The organism is Rossellomorea aquimaris (assembly GCF_003315075.1).
Classification (GTDB): domain Bacteria; phylum Bacillota; class Bacilli; order Bacillales; family Bacillaceae_B; genus Rossellomorea; species Rossellomorea aquimaris_C.
On record NZ_QNRJ01000005.1, the window covers coordinates 203,792 to 221,902 of the forward strand.

Annotated in this window: 19 protein-coding genes; 8 read left to right on the forward strand and 11 right to left on the reverse strand. The window is 41.1% G+C overall.

All coding sequences use genetic code 11. The annotated features are described in order from the left end of the window. Nucleotides 1–158 precede the first annotated feature (158 nt). The 4 genes from DET59_RS09000 (at nucleotide 159) to DET59_RS09015 (ending at nucleotide 4,644) form a co-directional block, all read left to right on the forward strand. Nucleotides 159–845 carry a response regulator transcription factor gene (locus tag DET59_RS09000; RefSeq protein WP_258549626.1) on the forward strand — a complete coding sequence of 229 codons (687 nt, stop codon included), beginning with the start codon at nucleotides 159–161 and terminating at the stop codon, nucleotides 843–845. Continuing rightward, on the forward strand, nucleotides 842–1,846 hold the full coding sequence (locus DET59_RS09005; protein ID WP_113969349.1) for a sensor histidine kinase: 1,005 nt from the start codon (nucleotides 842–844) through the stop codon (nucleotides 1,844–1,846). The genes DET59_RS09000 and DET59_RS09005 overlap by 4 nt, the downstream gene beginning before the upstream one ends. A 100-nt stretch (nucleotides 1,847–1,946) precedes the next feature. Beyond that, nucleotides 1,947–2,708 carry an ABC transporter ATP-binding protein gene (locus DET59_RS09010; RefSeq protein WP_113969350.1) on the forward strand — a complete coding sequence of 254 codons (762 nt, stop codon included), beginning with the start codon at nucleotides 1,947–1,949 and terminating at the stop codon, nucleotides 2,706–2,708. Then, complete coding sequence (locus DET59_RS09015; protein WP_113969351.1) at nucleotides 2,698–4,644, forward strand: FtsX-like permease family protein; 1,947 nt, start codon at nucleotides 2,698–2,700, stop codon at nucleotides 4,642–4,644. The genes DET59_RS09010 and DET59_RS09015 overlap by 11 nt, the downstream gene beginning before the upstream one ends. A gap of 52 nt (nucleotides 4,645–4,696) precedes the next feature. Here DET59_RS09015 and DET59_RS22025 read toward each other — a convergent pair whose 3' ends face one another. The 7 genes from DET59_RS22025 to DET59_RS09055 form a co-directional block, all read right to left on the reverse strand. Next, complete coding sequence (locus DET59_RS22025) at nucleotides 4,697–4,822, reverse strand: hypothetical protein (protein WP_258549627.1); 126 nt, start codon at nucleotides 4,820–4,822, stop codon at nucleotides 4,697–4,699. 114 nt (nucleotides 4,823–4,936) lie between these two features. After that, entirely contained in the window at nucleotides 4,937–5,731 is a 795-nt protein-coding gene (locus DET59_RS09020; protein ID WP_113969352.1) for a hypothetical protein, read from the reverse strand. A 730-nt stretch (nucleotides 5,732–6,461) separates the two neighbouring features. After that, entirely contained in the window at nucleotides 6,462–6,890 is a 429-nt protein-coding gene (locus tag DET59_RS09035; RefSeq protein WP_181778100.1) for a hypothetical protein, read from the reverse strand. Between the two features lie 14 nt (nucleotides 6,891–6,904). Next, complete coding sequence (locus tag DET59_RS09040; RefSeq protein ID WP_113969356.1) at nucleotides 6,905–7,606, reverse strand: hypothetical protein; 702 nt, start codon at nucleotides 7,604–7,606, stop codon at nucleotides 6,905–6,907. A gap of 51 nt (nucleotides 7,607–7,657) precedes the next feature. Next, complete coding sequence (locus tag DET59_RS09045; RefSeq protein WP_113969357.1) at nucleotides 7,658–9,100, reverse strand: ribonuclease YeeF family protein; 1,443 nt, start codon at nucleotides 9,098–9,100, stop codon at nucleotides 7,658–7,660. A gap of 14 nt (nucleotides 9,101–9,114) precedes the next feature. Further along, nucleotides 9,115–9,393, reverse strand: coding sequence for a YwqI/YxiC family protein (locus DET59_RS09050; protein ID WP_113969358.1), 279 nt, complete (start codon nucleotides 9,391–9,393; stop codon nucleotides 9,115–9,117). Nucleotides 9,394–9,429: 36 nt separating this feature from the next. After that, nucleotides 9,430–9,780: a YwqH-like family protein gene (locus tag DET59_RS09055; RefSeq protein WP_113969359.1), complete on the reverse strand. Its 351-nt coding sequence runs from the start codon at nucleotides 9,778–9,780 to the stop codon at nucleotides 9,430–9,432. Nucleotides 9,781–10,058: 278 nt separating this feature from the next. On the opposite strand from DET59_RS09055, the gene DET59_RS09060 reads away from it, so the two are divergent. After that, nucleotides 10,059–10,577 (forward strand): PH domain-containing protein, encoded by a 519-nt coding sequence (locus tag DET59_RS09060; RefSeq protein WP_113969360.1) that lies wholly within the window; start codon nucleotides 10,059–10,061, stop codon nucleotides 10,575–10,577. Then, entirely contained in the window at nucleotides 10,574–12,004 is a 1,431-nt protein-coding gene (locus DET59_RS09065; protein ID WP_113969361.1) for a PH domain-containing protein, read from the forward strand. The genes DET59_RS09060 and DET59_RS09065 overlap by 4 nt, the downstream gene beginning before the upstream one ends. A gap of 98 nt (nucleotides 12,005–12,102) precedes the next feature. Here the strand turns inward: DET59_RS09065 and DET59_RS09070 are convergent, their stop codons facing one another. Then, nucleotides 12,103–13,023 (reverse strand): FkbM family methyltransferase, encoded by a 921-nt coding sequence (locus tag DET59_RS09070; protein WP_113969362.1) that lies wholly within the window; start codon nucleotides 13,021–13,023, stop codon nucleotides 12,103–12,105. A 207-nt stretch (nucleotides 13,024–13,230) separates the two neighbouring features. On the opposite strand from DET59_RS09070, the gene DET59_RS09075 reads away from it, so the two are divergent. Next, complete coding sequence (locus DET59_RS09075) at nucleotides 13,231–13,722, forward strand: hypothetical protein (protein WP_113969363.1); 492 nt, start codon at nucleotides 13,231–13,233, stop codon at nucleotides 13,720–13,722. 134 nt (nucleotides 13,723–13,856) lie between these two features. Here DET59_RS09075 and DET59_RS09080 read toward each other — a convergent pair whose 3' ends face one another. After that, nucleotides 13,857–15,359, reverse strand: coding sequence for a malate:quinone oxidoreductase (locus DET59_RS09080; RefSeq protein ID WP_113969364.1), 1,503 nt, complete (start codon nucleotides 15,357–15,359; stop codon nucleotides 13,857–13,859). A gap of 319 nt (nucleotides 15,360–15,678) precedes the next feature. Then, a complete protein-coding gene (yiaA, locus tag DET59_RS09085; protein WP_113969365.1) occupies nucleotides 15,679–16,149 on the reverse strand; it encodes an inner membrane protein YiaA in 471 nt (156 codons plus the stop codon). A 383-nt stretch (nucleotides 16,150–16,532) separates the two neighbouring features. Between yiaA and DET59_RS09090 the strand changes: the two genes are divergently transcribed. Continuing rightward, a complete protein-coding gene (locus DET59_RS09090) occupies nucleotides 16,533–17,528 on the forward strand; it encodes a tRNA dihydrouridine synthase (protein ID WP_113969366.1) in 996 nt (331 codons plus the stop codon). Nucleotides 17,529–17,555: 27 nt separating this feature from the next. Here DET59_RS09090 and DET59_RS09095 read toward each other — a convergent pair whose 3' ends face one another. After that, complete coding sequence (locus DET59_RS09095) at nucleotides 17,556–17,924, reverse strand: hypothetical protein (protein ID WP_113969367.1); 369 nt, start codon at nucleotides 17,922–17,924, stop codon at nucleotides 17,556–17,558. Nucleotides 17,925–18,111 lie beyond the last annotated feature (187 nt).

Sequence of the window (18,111 nt, forward strand, 5' to 3'; positions counted from 1 at the left end):
TGCAATTTGGTAAATTGCTTTTAGAAGTTAAATACCCATATTTTGTTAAAATAATCTAAATATTTCTAATTAAAACGGTTCCCTTCTTCAGTCATATGGCAAACCAATTCAATTTCCTATACAATTTATGTAAACAGCAAAATTGTGTGGTGACTAAATTGAAATTATTACTAATCGAAGATGATACAACCCTATTTAATGAAATCAAGGAGCGGCTTTCCCAGTGGTCCTATGATGTATATGGAATCACTGATTTCAATCACGTGATGCAGGAGTTTTCAGAGGTGAAACCGGACCTTGTGATCATTGATATTCAACTCCCTAAGTTCGATGGCTTCCACTGGTGCCGGATGATCCGCACACACTCCAATGTGCCGATCCTGTTCCTGTCCTCCCGTGATCATCCGACTGATATGGTCATGTCCATGCAGCTCGGGGCAGATGACTTCATCCAGAAGCCCTTTCATTTTGATGTTCTGATCGCTAAGGTACAGGCCACACTTCGGAGGGTGTATAACTATAACACGGAGCAGGTAAGCATCAAGACCTGGTGCGGGGCAACCGTCGATTTCGAGCGTAACACGGTATCCAATGAACTTGGTTCCATTGAATTGACGAAGAATGAAATGTACATTTTAAAGCTTCTAATTGATCAAAAAAATAAGATCGTCAGCAGGGATAACTTAATAAACAGCCTGTGGGATGATAAACGTTTCATCAGCGATAACACGTTGACCGTCAATGTGAACCGACTGAGGAAGCGGCTTTACGAAATTGAATTGGGCCGCTTCATTGAAACCAAGGTCGGCCAGGGGTATCAGGCCATTGAAGAGGATTCGCCATGATCCGTACCTATTTATGGGAAAGAAAAAGCTGGATATTGTTCTTTATCGTTTCTCACCTGATATTGATCTTTATCGCCTATATCGATACGGCCATACCCTTACAACCGATCCTTTATATGGTGTTTGTATCGCTCCTCTTTTTCATCGTCTTCGTTTTCATTCGATACCAGAAGGAAACACGTTTCTTTAAACGACTGAAAGAATGGGATCATAATCTCAACATCACCGGGGTGGATGCTCCCGATACTCCATTTGAAGAGATCATTTCAGAAAGTTTATCAGAGCAAGCAAACCTTCTGAGGAAGGCAGCATCTGAAAATCGGATGGTACTCGAACAGGAAAAGGATGAACTCCTGTCCTGGATCCATGAGGTGAAAACCCCACTGACTGCCATGCATTTGATGATTGAGCGTTTAGAGAACGAACCATTAAAGGCTCCAATAAAGTACGAATGGCTACGGATCCACCTTCTGTTGGATCAACAGCTTCATCAGAAACGGATGGCGTTCATGGAGAATGATCTATACATTGAGAACACGGATCTCGAGAGCCTTATTTTTCAGGAAATAAAAACACTGCAATCCTGGTGCATTCAAAAAGGTATCGGATTTGACATTCAACTGGACGTCACTGAAGTGCTGAGCGATGCAAAATGGCTGGCTTTTATGATTAGGCAGCTATTAACCAATGCCGTAAAATACAGTACGTCATCGGATATAATGATTAAAAGTGAAGAGCATGGGGGGAAAGCGGTCCTCACCATCCAGGATTTTGGAAGGGGCATAGATCCCAAGGACCTGCCGAGGATCTTTGACAAAGGCTTCACCTCGACCATCCACCACAATGATCACTCCTCCACCGGCATGGGGTTGTATCTAACGAAAAAAGTGTCGGAGTCTTTGCTGATTTCCATAGAGGTCAAGTCCCATCAAGGAGAAGGGACACGGGTCACCCTCACGTTCCCCCAGAAGAATGATTTCGTCCAACTTACCGGCGTGTGACAAAAATGTCACATGCTTTTCTGTTTTGTTCGAACAATAAAAGGAAAAGAAACTTCCTGCTTTTTATAATAAGGGTATCAAATCAAAGGAGTTTTTCACGATGACCATATTAGAAGCAACAAAACTTCATAAAAGCTACGGAAATAAATTCAATAAGCAGGAAGTCTTAAAGGGAATCGACCTGTCGATCCAAAAGGGAGAATTCGTCAGTATCATGGGGGCATCGGGTTCCGGAAAGACCACCCTCTTAAATGTCCTTTCCTCCATAGACAAAGTGAGTGAGGGTTCGATCAAGATCGAGAGTAATGAAATGACGATGATGAAAGAGAAGCAGCTCGCACAGTTTCGAAAGAATCATCTCGGCTTTATCTTTCAGGATTACAATCTGCTCGACACATTGACGGTGAAAGAGAACATTCTTCTGCCTCTATCCATTACCAAGACACCCAAAAAAGAAGCGGACCAAAGGTTCAAAGACCTTGCTTCGGAGCTTGGGATTCTTGAACTGAAAGATAAGTATCCGAACGAAATCTCAGGCGGCCAGAAACAGCGGACATCAGCCGCACGGGCTTTCATCCATGAGCCAAGTATCATTTTCGCCGACGAGCCAACAGGTGCTCTCGACTCAAAGTCGGCATCTGATCTCTTAAATAAGCTGAGTGAGCTGAATCAAAAGCTGAAAGCGACGATCATCATGGTCACACATGATGCTGTTGCAGCGAGCTACTGCAGCCGGGTCATCTTCATTAAGGACGGGCAGATCTATACTCAGTTAAATAAAGGCGAGCAGGAAAGACAGCACTTCTTCAAGGACATCATGAAAACCCAGGGAGTGCTTGGCGGGGTGCAGAATGAACATTAATACCCTTATCTTCAGGAATTTAAAGAAGAACCTCAAGAATTATTACCTTTATGTATTTGCTCTGGTCTTCAGTGTCGCGCTTTATTTCGCCTTTGTGACCCTGCAGTATGATCCATCCATGGATGCAGCGAAGGGATCCATCAAAGGCGGCGCAGCCGTACGTGCGGCTTCCGTATTACTTGTCGCAATCGTCTCGATCTTTCTTTTATATGCCAACACCCTCTTCATTAAGAGAAGAAGTAAAGAGATTGGTCTATTTCAATTAATAGGGATGACGAAAAATAAAATCTTCCGTATTTTAAGCGTGGAGAACTTCATCCTTTATTTCGGCTCATTGATACTCGGCATCTTGATCGGATTCTCCTTCTCAAAATTGATCATCATGATCTTATTCAAAATAACCGGAGTCGAGGCAATCGCCACACTCCATTTCTCAACCCAGGCACTTATCCAGACCATCATTATTTTCTGCGCGATTTACCTGCTGATCATGCTGATGAACTTCGTATTTATTAAAAGGCAAAGTATATTATCACTGTTCAGGGTACGTTCATCGACGGAAACCAAAGTGAAAAAAATGTCCAGGTTTGAGATCATCATCGGGATCTTCGGAATGATCTTGATTGCCTCGGGGTATTACGTATCTTCTAAATTGTTTGGCGGGGACTTCACGACCATGCCACAGCTGTATGGGGCGGTGCTCTTTATCCTTGGCTCGGTCATTCTCGGTACCTACCTGTTTTATAAGGGATCCGTGAGCTTCATCTTTAATGTCATTCGCAAGAAGAAAGATGGCTATCTGAATATCAACGAAGTCCTGTCCCTTTCATCCATCATGTTCCGGATGAAATCGAACGCTTTATTGCTGACGATCATCACGACGGTATCAGCACTGGCGATAGCGTTATTGTCCCTGAGCTATATAGGCTATTACTCTGCTGAAAAAACAGCTCAGAATAATGTTCCAACCGATTTTTCATTTACAAATACACAAGATTTCCAACACTTTAAAGATGCCCTACTGGACAATGGCATTCAATACAAGAAGGAAGAGATCGAAGTCATTGAAGTGTTAGTCAACCTGAAAGGCATTACGGACTCTGAATTTGGCGAACTGAACGGTTCAATGGATGCCATGCCGAACTCGGTCATCAGCGAGAAAAACGTTGAAGGCGTCGATGTAAAAGAAGACGAGACGGTCTTTACAGGCTATAGCGACTTACTTCAAAAGGTCATTCCGTTACATGATTCTGGGGTGACGGAGCTGAAAGGAAAAACGAAGGTCACCAAGCTCAAGTACTTGGGAATGCGGGATGAATACCCGATATCATGGTATTTTACAGCAGGGGGATCACCTGTAGTGATTGTGGATGACAATGTATTCAAACGCCTGAAGAATGATTTAGATCCTGCTATACAGAAGGAATCCTCTCTCTACGTCGGGGTGACGATTGAACAAGAAAAGGACATATTGAAAGCAAACGACCTATTTCATGAGTTAAAACTCGATGAAGGATGGGCAAACGATTCCCAATACGATATGAAAACAGAACAGAAACAAAATATCGGACTCATCATGTTCATCGTCGGGTTCCTGGGTCTCACCTTCCTGATCACATCAGGATGCATCCTGTACTTCAAGCAAATGGACGAAAGTGAAGATGAAAAACCGAACTATACGATTTTAAGAAAACTGGGCTTCACTCAGGGTGACTTATTGAGAGGCATTCAAGCCAAGCAGCTTTTCAGCTTCGGCATCCCACTTCTCATCGGTCTGCTGCACAGTTACTTCGCCGTTCAATCCGGATGGTTCCTGTTCGGTGCCGAGGTTTGGACGCCGATGATCATTGTAATGGGGTTATATACGGTGTTGTATTCTATCTTTGGTGTATTATCAGTCCTATATTATAAAAAAGTGATCAAAGCATCGCTATAATGGAAAGAGCCATCCCTTGATGCCGGGATGGCTCTTTTATGTAGTCCTAAGGTTATTTTCTTTTCTGGCTTTTCATCTTGTTCATTTCAAGCTCGGCAGCGTATTCTTCCTGGGATTTCCCTTGTTTGAAGCTTTCAGACTGAATTTTTTTTAATTTGTTATCATTTTGATTCGGCATGTGCACACCTCCTGATATTTGGTTATTATGGACATGCTCGTGAAATTTATTCTTTACTTCAATTTTGATATGTACAAGGGAATGAAAGCTCCATCCTGCTAAAAGGGAGAAATTTTATTTCACTAGATGATTTTCCTTTACTCTTTCCAACACCCCAACAATCTCTCTTACTAATTTATCGCCCGTTGCTTGTTTAGCTTCTAACCACTCGATACCGTTTTTACTCACCATTCTTAACGTCCAATTATAAGAGGGGGATGATAGAACATGAACACCTTCAATTTTCCAATCCAGTTTATCTCTGTAGAACATCATTAATCGATTAGTATGAATCTTTCTTTGTAATGATCTATTAAACTGCTTTAGTAGTAAACTATCCGAATCCACATTGTTATTAATCGCTACCTGGTTCAGGTTGAATAAGGTTAGACGTTCACAGTAGTGAAGATAATCACTTGGGAGTATATATAGGGGATCATTTAATCGAGCAGAACGATTTTCGATACCCATCAGCATTCGGGGAAGAAGGATTTGTTTTATTGTATGGTCAGGTGCTGGGTGCTTAATCACCTTATAACTCATCTCATTTTCTTTCATGCATTCAATGACCCGGTCATCACTAAAGTAAAAAATACTTTGTTCCTGATGATCTGTTACGATTTCTGCAACCAAATTGCTTTTTGCCAGAACCCACATGGCTTCGATAAATTGACCCTCGAATTTTAATTCTCCTTGGATATAATCCACAAGCCCCATTTTATTGAGCTTTTTGAACATAATTTCCCATTCCTTTTCCAGTTTACCTTCTTGATAATGAGGAAATGGGTTTGTTATTCCTATCAGTACTTTCCCGCCTAACATCTTTACCAGTAAATATAAGTCCTTTCTGGTCACTATCCAATTCGACAATTGTAATCCCCCTTTATAAACCAATGCCTTAACCGAATTTCCTCGATGTTTTCGGTTTTCCGAAATCAGGATAACTGTTTATGACTTTTTCATAATTGTTTTGAATGTATATAAACCGATGAATATAAGTCGATAAATAAGCTGGTAAGATGGATGCGACAGAGTAAGCTGTAATCATAGCAATCATATAGGCAGAATCAGTAACCAGATACGACATCAGATATTGCGCAATAATATATCCAAAACTTGAAGCGGCTATTATTAAAGATACATTAAACTTTGATTCTCCATTTTGAAGTTTAGTATACGTACCTGAATATAGCATTTTTGCGTTAATAATTTGTATTGAAACCAGTAGCAAAACCATTAATAGTATCCCTATTACAAAATAACTGCTACCTTCAACGCCAACATGCCTATATAAGAACTTCTGAATCACCAGAAAATACACAAACGTATTTACAATTCCAAAGACACCAAGGTATAAGTAATTCGAATTTATAAGGGGCAATTATATATAAAAGAGCCCAAATATGGATACATATTATCGGAATAAGAGCAGCCCAAAATAACGGGGCAAAAAAGGGAATACTCATAAGCGGCAATAAACCTAAGAAGTCCATGCTTATTACTAAAAATCCCATTACGTTTCTTCTGTTTTCTATGGGGAATTGTAAATTCCGCAGGTAAAAGGTTGAGACTTCACTCTGTTTTTTCATTTGTGTTCCCTTTAACCTGTTTTTTTATTTTCATGAATATATGATATAACCTTGTTAATATCTGTCGTATAATATAAAACCTGGTTGATATCGTACATAACTTTATGTTCAACGATAAGGTACTCATCAGGATGGATGTTGTTAAAGAACTTTTTCCACTTGTTCCTCTTCTCCATCTTTTTTGTTTCTTCATCTAATTTTTCAGAGTCAAACTTGTAGACGCCGTAACTTGGCACTTCTATTTTAGTGTCGGGAAAAGCATTCTTTAACTCCTCGACCATTTCATTTTGCGGTTCAATCTCAGTCACAACCACCACATTTTCTTCTGTTGCATCCAAGATTTTGTTTGATTGGTAGTCATAATCTTCATCACTCATTTCTTTTTCTGTGAAAATGGCGATACAAAAACGGTTTTCTTCTTTTTTCTTTTTTAGGAACACATTCTTCATCCCCTCTATGTATTTTTTCTTAGCTTTTTAGGTAATCCAAATTCAGGATAAACTTGCTTTACCTTTTCCATGTTTCTTTTAATAAAGAAATATTTGTGAATACTCGTTGAAAAGAAAGCTGTAGCTATAGAGAGTAACGAAAAAACCCCTATAATAATAAGTGTTTTCACCGACTCTACAAAAAAAGAAGATAGTATAAATTGGGCTAATACGTAGCCTATACCTGAGGCAGCAGCTATTGGCGAAAGATTTAATGTCTTTTCTCCTTTTTGAAGTCGTGAGTATGTACCGGAATACAGTGAACGTATGTTAATCCAATTCAAGACTATAAGTAGAGAAACACAGATTACCAACCCTATAAATGCAGGTACTATTGTTTCAACTTCAAAAGTATTATAAATAAGTTTTTGAATGACTAAAAAGTATACAAAAGTATTAATAACACCATACACTCCGAAAAAAAGATAGTATGCCCGTTCAAGTTTATATGGAGCAATAATAATCGGAATAGCCCATAAGTGTATTAGGATGACTGGAATGATTCCTGACCAAAAGATCAAGGGAATCATTGGTTCGCCTAATAAAAAAATGACACCAATGATATCCAAAAATATAAGAAAGAAAACGATTATATTCCCCCTGTTTTCTTTTGGATTCTGAAATCTTAAATAAGATAATGTAATCTCATCTATTTTAGCTTTCTTCAAATAAACACACCTCTTTTTAACATAAGACCAATCATATTGAATTAATTGAGTTTAAAACCAAGATCCAACTTTATCAATGATACTTGTGGTCCCTTTTTTTATTGCATCTCCAATTGAATCACTCTCGCCATCACCATCAACATCCATAAATTTAACATCTGAAAGAGCTGTTGTTACTAGAATTCCTATTCCAGCACCCACAACCGCTCCGACAGCAACCCCAACCGGACCACCAAATGCTACGCCTGCCATAGCTCCAAATTTGGCACCTGCCATGGCAGATGCTGCAATAGAGGCACCTGCTATGGCTACATCTCCTGTTACATTTCCTGCAATCTCACTCCCAGACTGTTTATGCTGAACACCGTGGACGATATCACCAACAACAGTTGTTCCCACGCCTATGTAACCTATTTTGTTCCCAGCCCACTTAAATGACTCTTTTACACTGGTCATGGGATCCACTAATTTATAGAGCTTTGTATAGTTTGTCGCATTCGTACCTGAATAGTTTCGTTTATTAATTTTGTATAGTTCCGGCTTATCTACCTTTACCCTCACTCTATCCTTACCCTGTGCGGTAGTATAACTGCTTTTCGTCACACCAAAACCTTTTCTGCCTAGATTCACACCTTTCGCAGCCCCATACCCGGCAGCAGTCGCAATACCCAAATTCGTCGCCGCATTAATCGGCTGATCTCGCCACTGATCAAAATTGATCCCTAATGTCGGTGTGGGATCCCATTCCGGTTGCAATCCATTCACCGTATCAGCCGCTTCAACCCCATTCTCGACAAATCGGGGATTGTTGGTCAGCTCGAAATAAGGGTTTGTCGACCCGCTCTCAGCATCATATTGAGGGTTGTAACAGCTGTTGGGCTGATACGTATCGATTGAGATTTTCCCGTTGGAGAAGAGACCTTGAATTTGGTGAATGTATTGGTTCATCGTGTGGACATCCTGTTGAATTGGCTCCAGGTTGGCGGATTGACTTTGATCAAACTGGTGAAGTTTTTCGACGGTTTGATCTTTTTGCTGCCTCGCAACGTGAACCTGCTGAAGGAAGGAACCGTCTTGTAATCTTGGTAAGGAGACGATATCCTGAACACTTTGAATCGTTTCATTGGACTCACTTGTTAAGTCCATCACCACATCCCTTCCCCTATTTAGTCCATTTTCCAAGTCATTCTGCAAAAAGCTTTCCTGAATATATCCATTCTGGGCCTGCTCCAACCCCTGTAATTCATTTTTTATGGCTTTCAGGGTAGATTCATATGTTGTCACCATTTGCTGATAGAACTTCAGAAAGGATTGATGTGAATCCTGGTAAAAAGACCGTATCGATTGACCCCCTTTTCCTTTAAAAGAGGCATCTTGAGAAATAAAGGAATTTATGGCTGATTCAATTTCGATCATCTGTTCTTTTTGCTGGGTTAACTTTCGAAGCACTTGTTCTATTCCTGAATCTAGAGACATGACATCCAGTGTTTTCATCCCAACTTCTCTCCTTACCTGGCTTTGATATGTGAAGACAGTTCCTGATCGGCATCCGCCATATCCTGGACAGCCTGTCGTGTCAATTCTTCATTTCGCATAAGCAATTCTTTATAACTCTGTACCATCTGTTCCATGCTTTGGTTCAACTCGTTCAATTTTGTTACCACTTCCAGGCGATTTTCATGTCCAATGTGACTAGGTACATCCGGTTGAAGAGATTCTGCAGAGGACTTAATTTTTGAAAGGTGGTGGTCTATCTCACCTTGCACTACTCTGATTTCATTACCCATACAAGCTACCTCCCACTATATTAAATACTTTTCTTTCTATTCAACTGTTGCTTCAGCTTCAGATTCCAACCTATGAATGGTCTGTTCAATCGCCTGGATTTCACTTCTTATAGTTTGCATCTTACTGCTCAGCATAGAGAACACTTCACTAAACTGGTTATTTTCAATATCTGTAAAGTAATGAAGCATTCCTTCAAACCTTATTTCATCAAATTTATTTGCAAGCGTCCCTTGCCAGGTGAATGCAGATAATTCAGGATTTGTAATGGATTCCCGATAACTTGAAAATTCCTGTTTGTTGCCTTGAAGTTTGCTCTGACACGCCTGAAGCCTTTGAAGTTGCTCACGTTTTTCCCTTAACAACCCGAAGTAAAAATATAAAGACAAGGACCTTCACCTCAATTGATTACTCTAATTTATAAAATTTTCCAATCTTTTTAACTATAACATGGATGAAATTTTGTCAGAATGATAGAATCTGTTTATTTTTAGTATATGCAAGTAATCCTTTTTACCTATTCGATATATTATTTATCAATGAATAATACGAACTATTAATTAAATATCACAATTTTTGTAAAATGAAACCTATTTCACAACTATTATTTTCCAGGTTCTGAAACTTTTCTTATATTAAACACGTATTTTAAATCAGAGGTGAAAAAATGTACATAAACATACCTGAACCAACACAAACCATATCAATAAAAGCCACTAAAGTGTGGAGAATATCCAACACGATAGGACATACAACAGCACTGCTCATCATAGAAGCCCTAATGATATGCAGTGACCGATTCGATTGGTACGACTGGATCGGGATCGTCCTTTACATTCTTGGAGGGCTTTTCATTGTCTCTTCCATAATTTCTATCTTCATTGAACCCATTTACCTGCAAAGAACCTGGCGCTATCAGGTCGATCAGGAATTCGTTCAGTTGAAATTCGGGAAGTTTCAGCAGCAGCATATCCTGATACCCATGGAGAAAGTTGAATACGTCCGCTCAGAACAGGGACCCATCATGCGTCGCTATGACCTTTATGACCTTGAAATCGGGACTACGACCTCCAGTCACAAAATACCTGCCATACCGGCAAATGTAGCGAAGACATTGAAAGCAGATATTGCCACCTTCGCAAAGATTCGGGATATAGATTCAAAGGAAGGAGAACTAGGAGCATGACCCATTTTGCCAAACGATATCACCCAACCTTTATCATCGTCGAATTAGTATCAACCGCGAAGGGCCTATTCGGGTTCTATATCCTCCTGTTCCTCCTGAAGGCGAATTCAACAGCCGGGTGGGTGATATGGGGCCGCTACGCCCTGTTGGCTGCAACAGCGGTGTCTGTCCTGTCGATCTTTGCCAAGTGGCTTTTCAACCGCTATGAATTAAGTAATAAAACCATCCTTTTCAGAGAAGGGATGTTCGTTAAAAAACAAAAAACGGTCGCCTGGGATCGCATCCACAGCCACAGGTCCAATACGACCTTCATTCATCGCTGGTTTGGATTAACTTCTTTAACCATGGAGACAGGGACGAGTGGAGAAAATGCCAAATTTGAATTTCCCGTTATCACACGAGGAGAGAAAGATCGAATTTTATCTTATCTCGAACAGAAGCAAAGCAGAGATGAATCAGAAGATGGGATAAAGCCGGAACGCACGGTACACTTCCAAGCAACCAAGAAAGACCTGATTAAAGCATCCTTCACGTCTCTCAGTTTCCTGGCGATCTTCCCATTACTGAGTGCTATCTATTTCAATCTGGCCGATTTCTTTTCCATCAAAGAATCAGCAGAAAGTGCCTGGCACTACTTGCTCGATCATGTGTGGATCCTGATCGTCCTTTTTCTCGCAGCCATGATCCTGTCTATCTTGATCGGCTACGTCAAGACGTCTATCAAGTATGGAAACTATGTCATTAGTGATGACCAGGAACGGATTTATATTGAAAAAGGGATTGGGAATGAGGTCAGCTACTCGATTTCAAAGGATAAAATACAATCTGTCAGAGTGGAACAATCCATTGTGAAAAGGATAATCGGGCTGGTTTCGATCAAGTTGATCAGTGCCGGCTCCTCAGAAAGTGAAAAAGAGGAAATAAGTTCTTTATATCCCTTTATGCCAAAACGTGAAGCATATGACATGCTGCACACCATCCTTCCCCACTACCCGATCAAAGAAGAGATGGAGCGCTTCCCACTGAAGGTCCTTTGGCTGAAGCTTTTACAACCTTATTATTTGACGATTGCTGCTGTAGTGGGCCTATGGATCTTTAAGATGGAATGGATATGGATCGCAGGCATTGTCTTTGGAGTATCCATCCTCCTCAGAACCCTTGATTACTGGTTTACAAGCTACACCCGCCACAATCAAACCGTCCAAATTCGAAAGGGAGGCTGGTTGAACGAAACCTTCGTCACCCATCGGAACCGGATCCAGCAGGTGACTGTGAAGCATGCCTGGCTAGATCGAAAATTCGGAGTGGCTACCATCATGTTCTCGAATCGGGCAAATCCGAGTCATGAGAGTTTGTTGTTTGGGGTGTCGAAAGAGGAAGCTGGTACGTTTTATGAGTGGTATCATAAGAAATCCGTCTCTGGGTGAGACGGATCTCTATTTACTGACCTGGGTACAGGGGTATCACCCACCCTATCGAGAATGAAAAAATCAACCCTTGGATGAGATGGAGCTTTACACATAGTTTATATCATTCGTTCGATAAAGGATTCATCACTCACCAATAAAAAATCAGTATGAATATAATCCGTTCCAAACAAATTTTTCAGGTCCATATGGTTGTAATGGGCTGCCTTTACCAGACTATGGTCTTCCTTATATACGTAGATCGTAAAGTATGTTTGCAGAAACAGGAGAAACTCATCTACACTGATATCCAGCTTTTCAAGGTATTCACTATTAAACTCAATGAAGCCAAGGATTGACTTACTTGTTTTGAAAAGGTTAGTCATCCCTTTTAAGACAAATGCTTCATATCCCTCAACATCCACCTTAAAAAGGACTGTTTCATAGGTTTGATCATGACATAGGGTATCAATGGTGATGGACTGGACAGGTACCTTATCTATTAACTTATGAGAAGGTTCATAAGTGGCAGAAGAGGTACCAGACCAATGCCTATCAACAAAGAAAACCGTTTCTTCATTGTCTTTATCCGAGGCGATCGCATTGTAGATTGCTATTTGTGACCGGTTAGGATGGACTTCTTTAGATTGTTCAATAAAAGGTATTAAACGGCTGTTCGCCTCCACCCCTATTATCCTGGTCTTGGATGAATATTGAGTAGAGAAGATGCACTCCCCATAATTCACGCCTACATCGATGACCAGGTCGGGATTCATTTTCTTCACAGCCATGGACCAGAATCGATCGAGCCTTTTTTGGGTCACCCCATTGCTGATCAGTAGTGCCCTTCCCCGATTTTCTTCAGAATCTATATAAAGAACCGTGGAACTGGGCAGTGTTAACGTGTTAGGCAACTTTTTTATATTCAATGTTTTGTACTTTACTAAAATGCCTACATCAATCATAAATTTCCAAGTCTTCGGATAGTTTTCCCATACTCTCATAAGATAAGGCTTTCGCATAGCAGCATTCCACTTCATGTTTGACACCCCTTTGAAGAAACCTGTTTAGAGGTATACATTCTTAGATGCCACCCGAAAATCCTCTATAACAGGACTTTCTTCATGAAATCTTTACAAAAGAAGAAAGTAATTATTTTTCACTATGTGTGATAATCCACTTATCATAAAACTATATTGTGTTGAGGGTTGTATACCATTCAATTCAAATATGAATGGAGGATTCGCATGGTAAATTTCATGTCTTTTCATGGCACCATCACCATGATCAATGACTTTGTGACAGGACAAGATGGAGAGGGGGAAGGGTGTTATAAATTAATATTTGTAGAAGACGGATCAGGTGGCTCGGTGAATTTCGTCGTTTCTCCAACCACATATTTTGTGGACCATAGAATGGTGGCAGTCGGGGATAGGATAACCGGATATTACGATGGGAACGCACCTGTTCCCTTTATTTATCCACCACAATATCGTGCACTTGTCATGGTAAAAGAAAGTTCAGCTCAAAATGTAAAAGTAGACTATTTCAACTCACAGTTGGAGAGCAGCGATGGCACGCTAAGATTGAATCTATCCCCCTATACTCAAATGGTATTAACCAATGGCCAATCCTTTTCAAAATACCCTGGCAATCGGAATCTGATTGTGATCTATGGACCCGCCACGATGAGTATACCTGCTCAAACCACACCTTATAGAATCATTGTTTGGTGTTAGACATTTTGCACCTTGTTCATATACAGGACTTTCTCTCTCCAGTAACCTTGTGTAGATACGCCAAGATAGAATTCTGATAGATTAAATAAACCCAAGCATAGGCTTGGGTTTATTTCGACCATATTTGAAGGACATTAACTGTAAGCTAACTCTTTCCCGTTTAGACCAAGCGTCTTTGCAGTTGAAGTATGGATCTCTTTAAACAGCTCCGGGTTTTCCACTAGTGACAAACCATAAGATGGAATCATTTCTCTAAGTTTCGGTTCCCACTCATTCATATGCTGAGGGAAACATTTTTCAAATAACTCAAGCATAACGTGAACGGCAGTAGAAGCACCTGGGGAAGCACCGAGTAATGCAGCTACCGAACCATCAGCGGCACTAACCACTTCCGTACCGAATTGAAGTGTTCCTTTCCCGCCTGCCTCAGTATCTTTGATTACCTGCACACGTTGGCCGGCCACTACGATATCCCAATCCTCGAGTTTAGCATTAGGGATAAACTCCCGTAGTTCTTCCATGCGCTTTTCGTTCGACAATAACACTTGCTGGATCAGGTATTTGGTCAATGACATCTCTTTGACACCTGCAGCAAGCATCGTGAGGACATTATTCGGCTTGACGGAACTGATCAAATCCAAATTCGAACCCGTTTTTAAGAACTTGGGTGAAAATCCGGCAAACGGTCCAAACAGTAACGATTTTTTGTTGTCGATAAATCGTGTATCAAGATGGGGAACGGACATTGGAGGAGCCCCCACCTTGGCTTTACCATATACTTTGGCATGATGCTGTGCTACTACTTCCGGATTGTTACATACCATAAATAGTCCGCTTACCGGAAATCCTCCAATATGTTTTGATTCAGGAATACCGGTTTTTTGCAGTAAAGGCAGACTTCCGCCCCCACCGCCGATAAAGACGAACTTTGCCGTGTGATGTTCGATCTTACCGCTGTCGATATTATGCACCTTGACTTCCCACGACCCGTCGCTGGTACGTTTAATATCCTTTACACTATGTTTGTAGTTCATCTCGACATTTTGCCTCTTTAAATGTTCAAACATCATTCGTGTTAAAGCCCCGAAGTTGACGTCCGTCCCAGAGTCGATTTTGGTTGCCGCTATCGGTTCATTCGATGTACGGCCTTCCATGATGAGCGGAATCCACTCCTTCAGTTTTTCAGGGTCATCGGAAAATTCCATCCCTTGAAACAAAGGGTTATTTGACAGCGCTTCCAATCGTTTTTTCAAAAACTCTACATTTTTTTCCCCTTGTACCATACTCATATGAGGTAAAGGCATGATAAAGTCTTTCGGATCACCAATTAAATCACGTTTTACTAGATACGACCAAAACTGTCTTGATAGCTGGAACTGTTCATTGATTTTAATTGCTTTACTTATATCTACCGATCCGTCAGATTTCTCTGAAGTATAATTAAGTTCGCACAATGCCGCATGCCCCGTACCCGCATTATTCCATTCGTTCGAACTTTCTTCTCCTGCGTCGGACAGTTTCTCAAACACTTTTATTTCCCAATCCGGTGCTAACTCTTTCAGTAATGATCCCAAAGTCGCGCTCATGACCCCGGCACCAATTAAGATAACGTCTGTTTTTTTCTGTATGCTGCTCATGAAAACCTTCCTTACTCTTTATATTTTCAGAAAAGAGTAAGCGCTCATGCTCGGGTCTCACTTAAAGCAAGGCGCCACCCTGGAACTCACCTGATCTGTTATAAACATACCACTATCTATTATACTGATTTAAGAATCAAAATATCTACTGTTATCTGATAATTATATACTATTTAGAGCATTTAAAAAAGTGAAAAGTCCGTTTTCAAAGACTTGGTAACCTATTAAACAAAAAAAATGGACATAGGAATCTCTTCCACTCAAATGCATCCTCTTCAACATTAAAGGGCAATACTGTCATCAGTACTGCCCCCCATCATTAATCTCTTTCTCTAGCTTGCTGTGTATCCCGGATATTTTTCTGAATGGTAATTGAAGCAAATAGACTGAGAACAAATGACATACCATAAAATCCTTTTTCACTTAAGATAATACTACCGGCATTATAAAGTCCGATCGCCATCAAGGAAATGGCTACAATCACTGCAAACCAACTGAGTCCGTAATAGATGCCCGAAACGGGGATATCTTCTTCCTTGTCCCTTACCGCTTTTTGCAGGGACACAGCTGCATACAACCCGAATATCAATACAGCAAAGTAATAGCCTTTCTCATTCAGTTCCATTCCTGCATTGAACAGGCCAATCAGATAAGCAGAAACACCTAGTACCAATGCTGCCCAGCTCGCCCCTTTAAAAGCGGCAGTCGGTTCCCCTTCTTTTCGTTCCACCTTGATCTTTGGTTTCTTTTCATCGCTTTTCATTAACGGGTTTTCATTCAACTCAGACATTAGCCGCTCCCCTTTACTTTCTTTCTATAGGCAGGTTTCACCCTGCTACCTTTAGAATCATTATAGCAATTTTTTACAGATTTTGTTTACTATTATGGAGTGAAAAGTTCATTTTTTTATTATGGTTTTTCAAGCGAAAAGGCCCATTCCCCTGTGTTCATAGCGTTGGATTACTTGCAGACCGACCATTTGCACTTTCTCTTTTATCGTTTTTCCTTTATTGAAGAGAAAACAAGGCGACTCGCCCCCTTGCACTTTTTGTTTATTACTATTAAAGTATATACTGGTTGAAATCCTGCCTAACTGGGAATGGATAAGACTAATTCAATTTACTTTTTAATTTTGGGAACAGGTTTCCCTAAAGGAAAGGGTTTAAATATACTATGAAAAATAATTTTTGGCATGAGTTGCCACGGCCGTTTTTTGTTCTGGCACCGATGGAAGCCGTGACCGATGTCGTTTTTCGTCATGTCGTGAGTGAAGCGGCTCGTCCAGACGTGTTCTTTACAGAGTTTACGAATACGGAAAGCTACTGTCATCCGAAAGGAAAAGACAGCGTCCGCGGGCGTCTGACGTTCACGGAAGATGAACAGCCGATCGTCGCTCACATTTGGGGGGATAAGCCCGAATACTTCCGTGAAACAAGTATAGGTGTAGCTAAAATGGGCTTTCGCGGAATCGATATCAATATGGGCTGCCCTGTGCACAATGTCGCAGCGAACGGGAAAGGATCCGGCCTGATCCGCCGACCGGATGTCGCGGCGGAAATCATTCAGGCAGCCAAAGCGGGAGGACTTCCCGTCAGTGTGAAGACCCGTCTAGGTTATACCAAGGTGGAGGAGTGGCACGACTGGCTGAAGCATTTATTGGAACAGGACATTGTCAACCTTTCCATCCATCTTCGCACCAAAAAGGAAATGAGCGATGTCGATGCTCACTGGGAGCTGATTCCTGAGATTATGAAACTACGTGACGAAATAGCTCCTCATACGCTTCTGACCATCAACGGAGACATTCCTGACCGTCAGAAGGGACTCGAACTCGCGGAGAAATACGGCGTGGACGGCATTATGATTGGAAGGGGGATCTTCCACAATCCTTTCGCTTTCGAAACGGAGAAGAAAGAGCATACCAGTCAAGAACTGCTCGATCTCCTGCGACTGCAGCTAGATCTTCATGATAAATACTCAGAAGAACTCGAGCCGCGCCAATTCAAACCGCTTCGCCGCTTCTTTAAGATTTACGTCCGCGGGTTCCGGGGAGCGAGTGAGCTGAGAAATCGTCTGATGGAATCAGAATCCACTGATGAAGTTCGTGCTCTGCTTGATGAGTACGCTGATAGAGTGAAAGAAGAGGAAGGCTTTTCTGTGTCTAAGTAAATAAAAGTAGGAAAAAAGAGAGAAGAGCTAACATAATGCTCTTCTCTCTTTTTGAATGGCCGGGATGCCATACGACGTATTATAGCAACACTTCCCTGCAATCCTGTCCATCACCCAGTTGGTCCGTGTGCCAGAGTCTCCAGTACTGGGACACGATACACTACTTCCGGTCAGCTCTTCCACAATTGTATCTACAAGTGGCTGATGGACATGAAGCGGCCGTTCAAAACTCCATTGCTCTTTTCCTTCAACTGTCGTCAATGTAATGTGACGGGGTCGTCTCCAAATGTAGAAAATCGAATCTTTTCCTTGATTTGAAGCAAAACCGTTTGCTTCTTGAATTGGTCCGATTAGAAAATGGAGAATATCGAGGGTATGGCTGGCCAAATCGAACACGAGGACGGTCAGAGCTCCTCAAAATGAAGTTCCCTAGGATTTATCAAAGTATTAAAAAACCTATTTCTCACTTCTATATAAATAAGGGTTCATGCCCACCATTTAGTTAACAAGCGGATGTAAATTAAGCGGAGTTTTTCCGGTTATATACAGGTTGAAGTTCGTTTTGAGGGTATTTAAGCGGAGT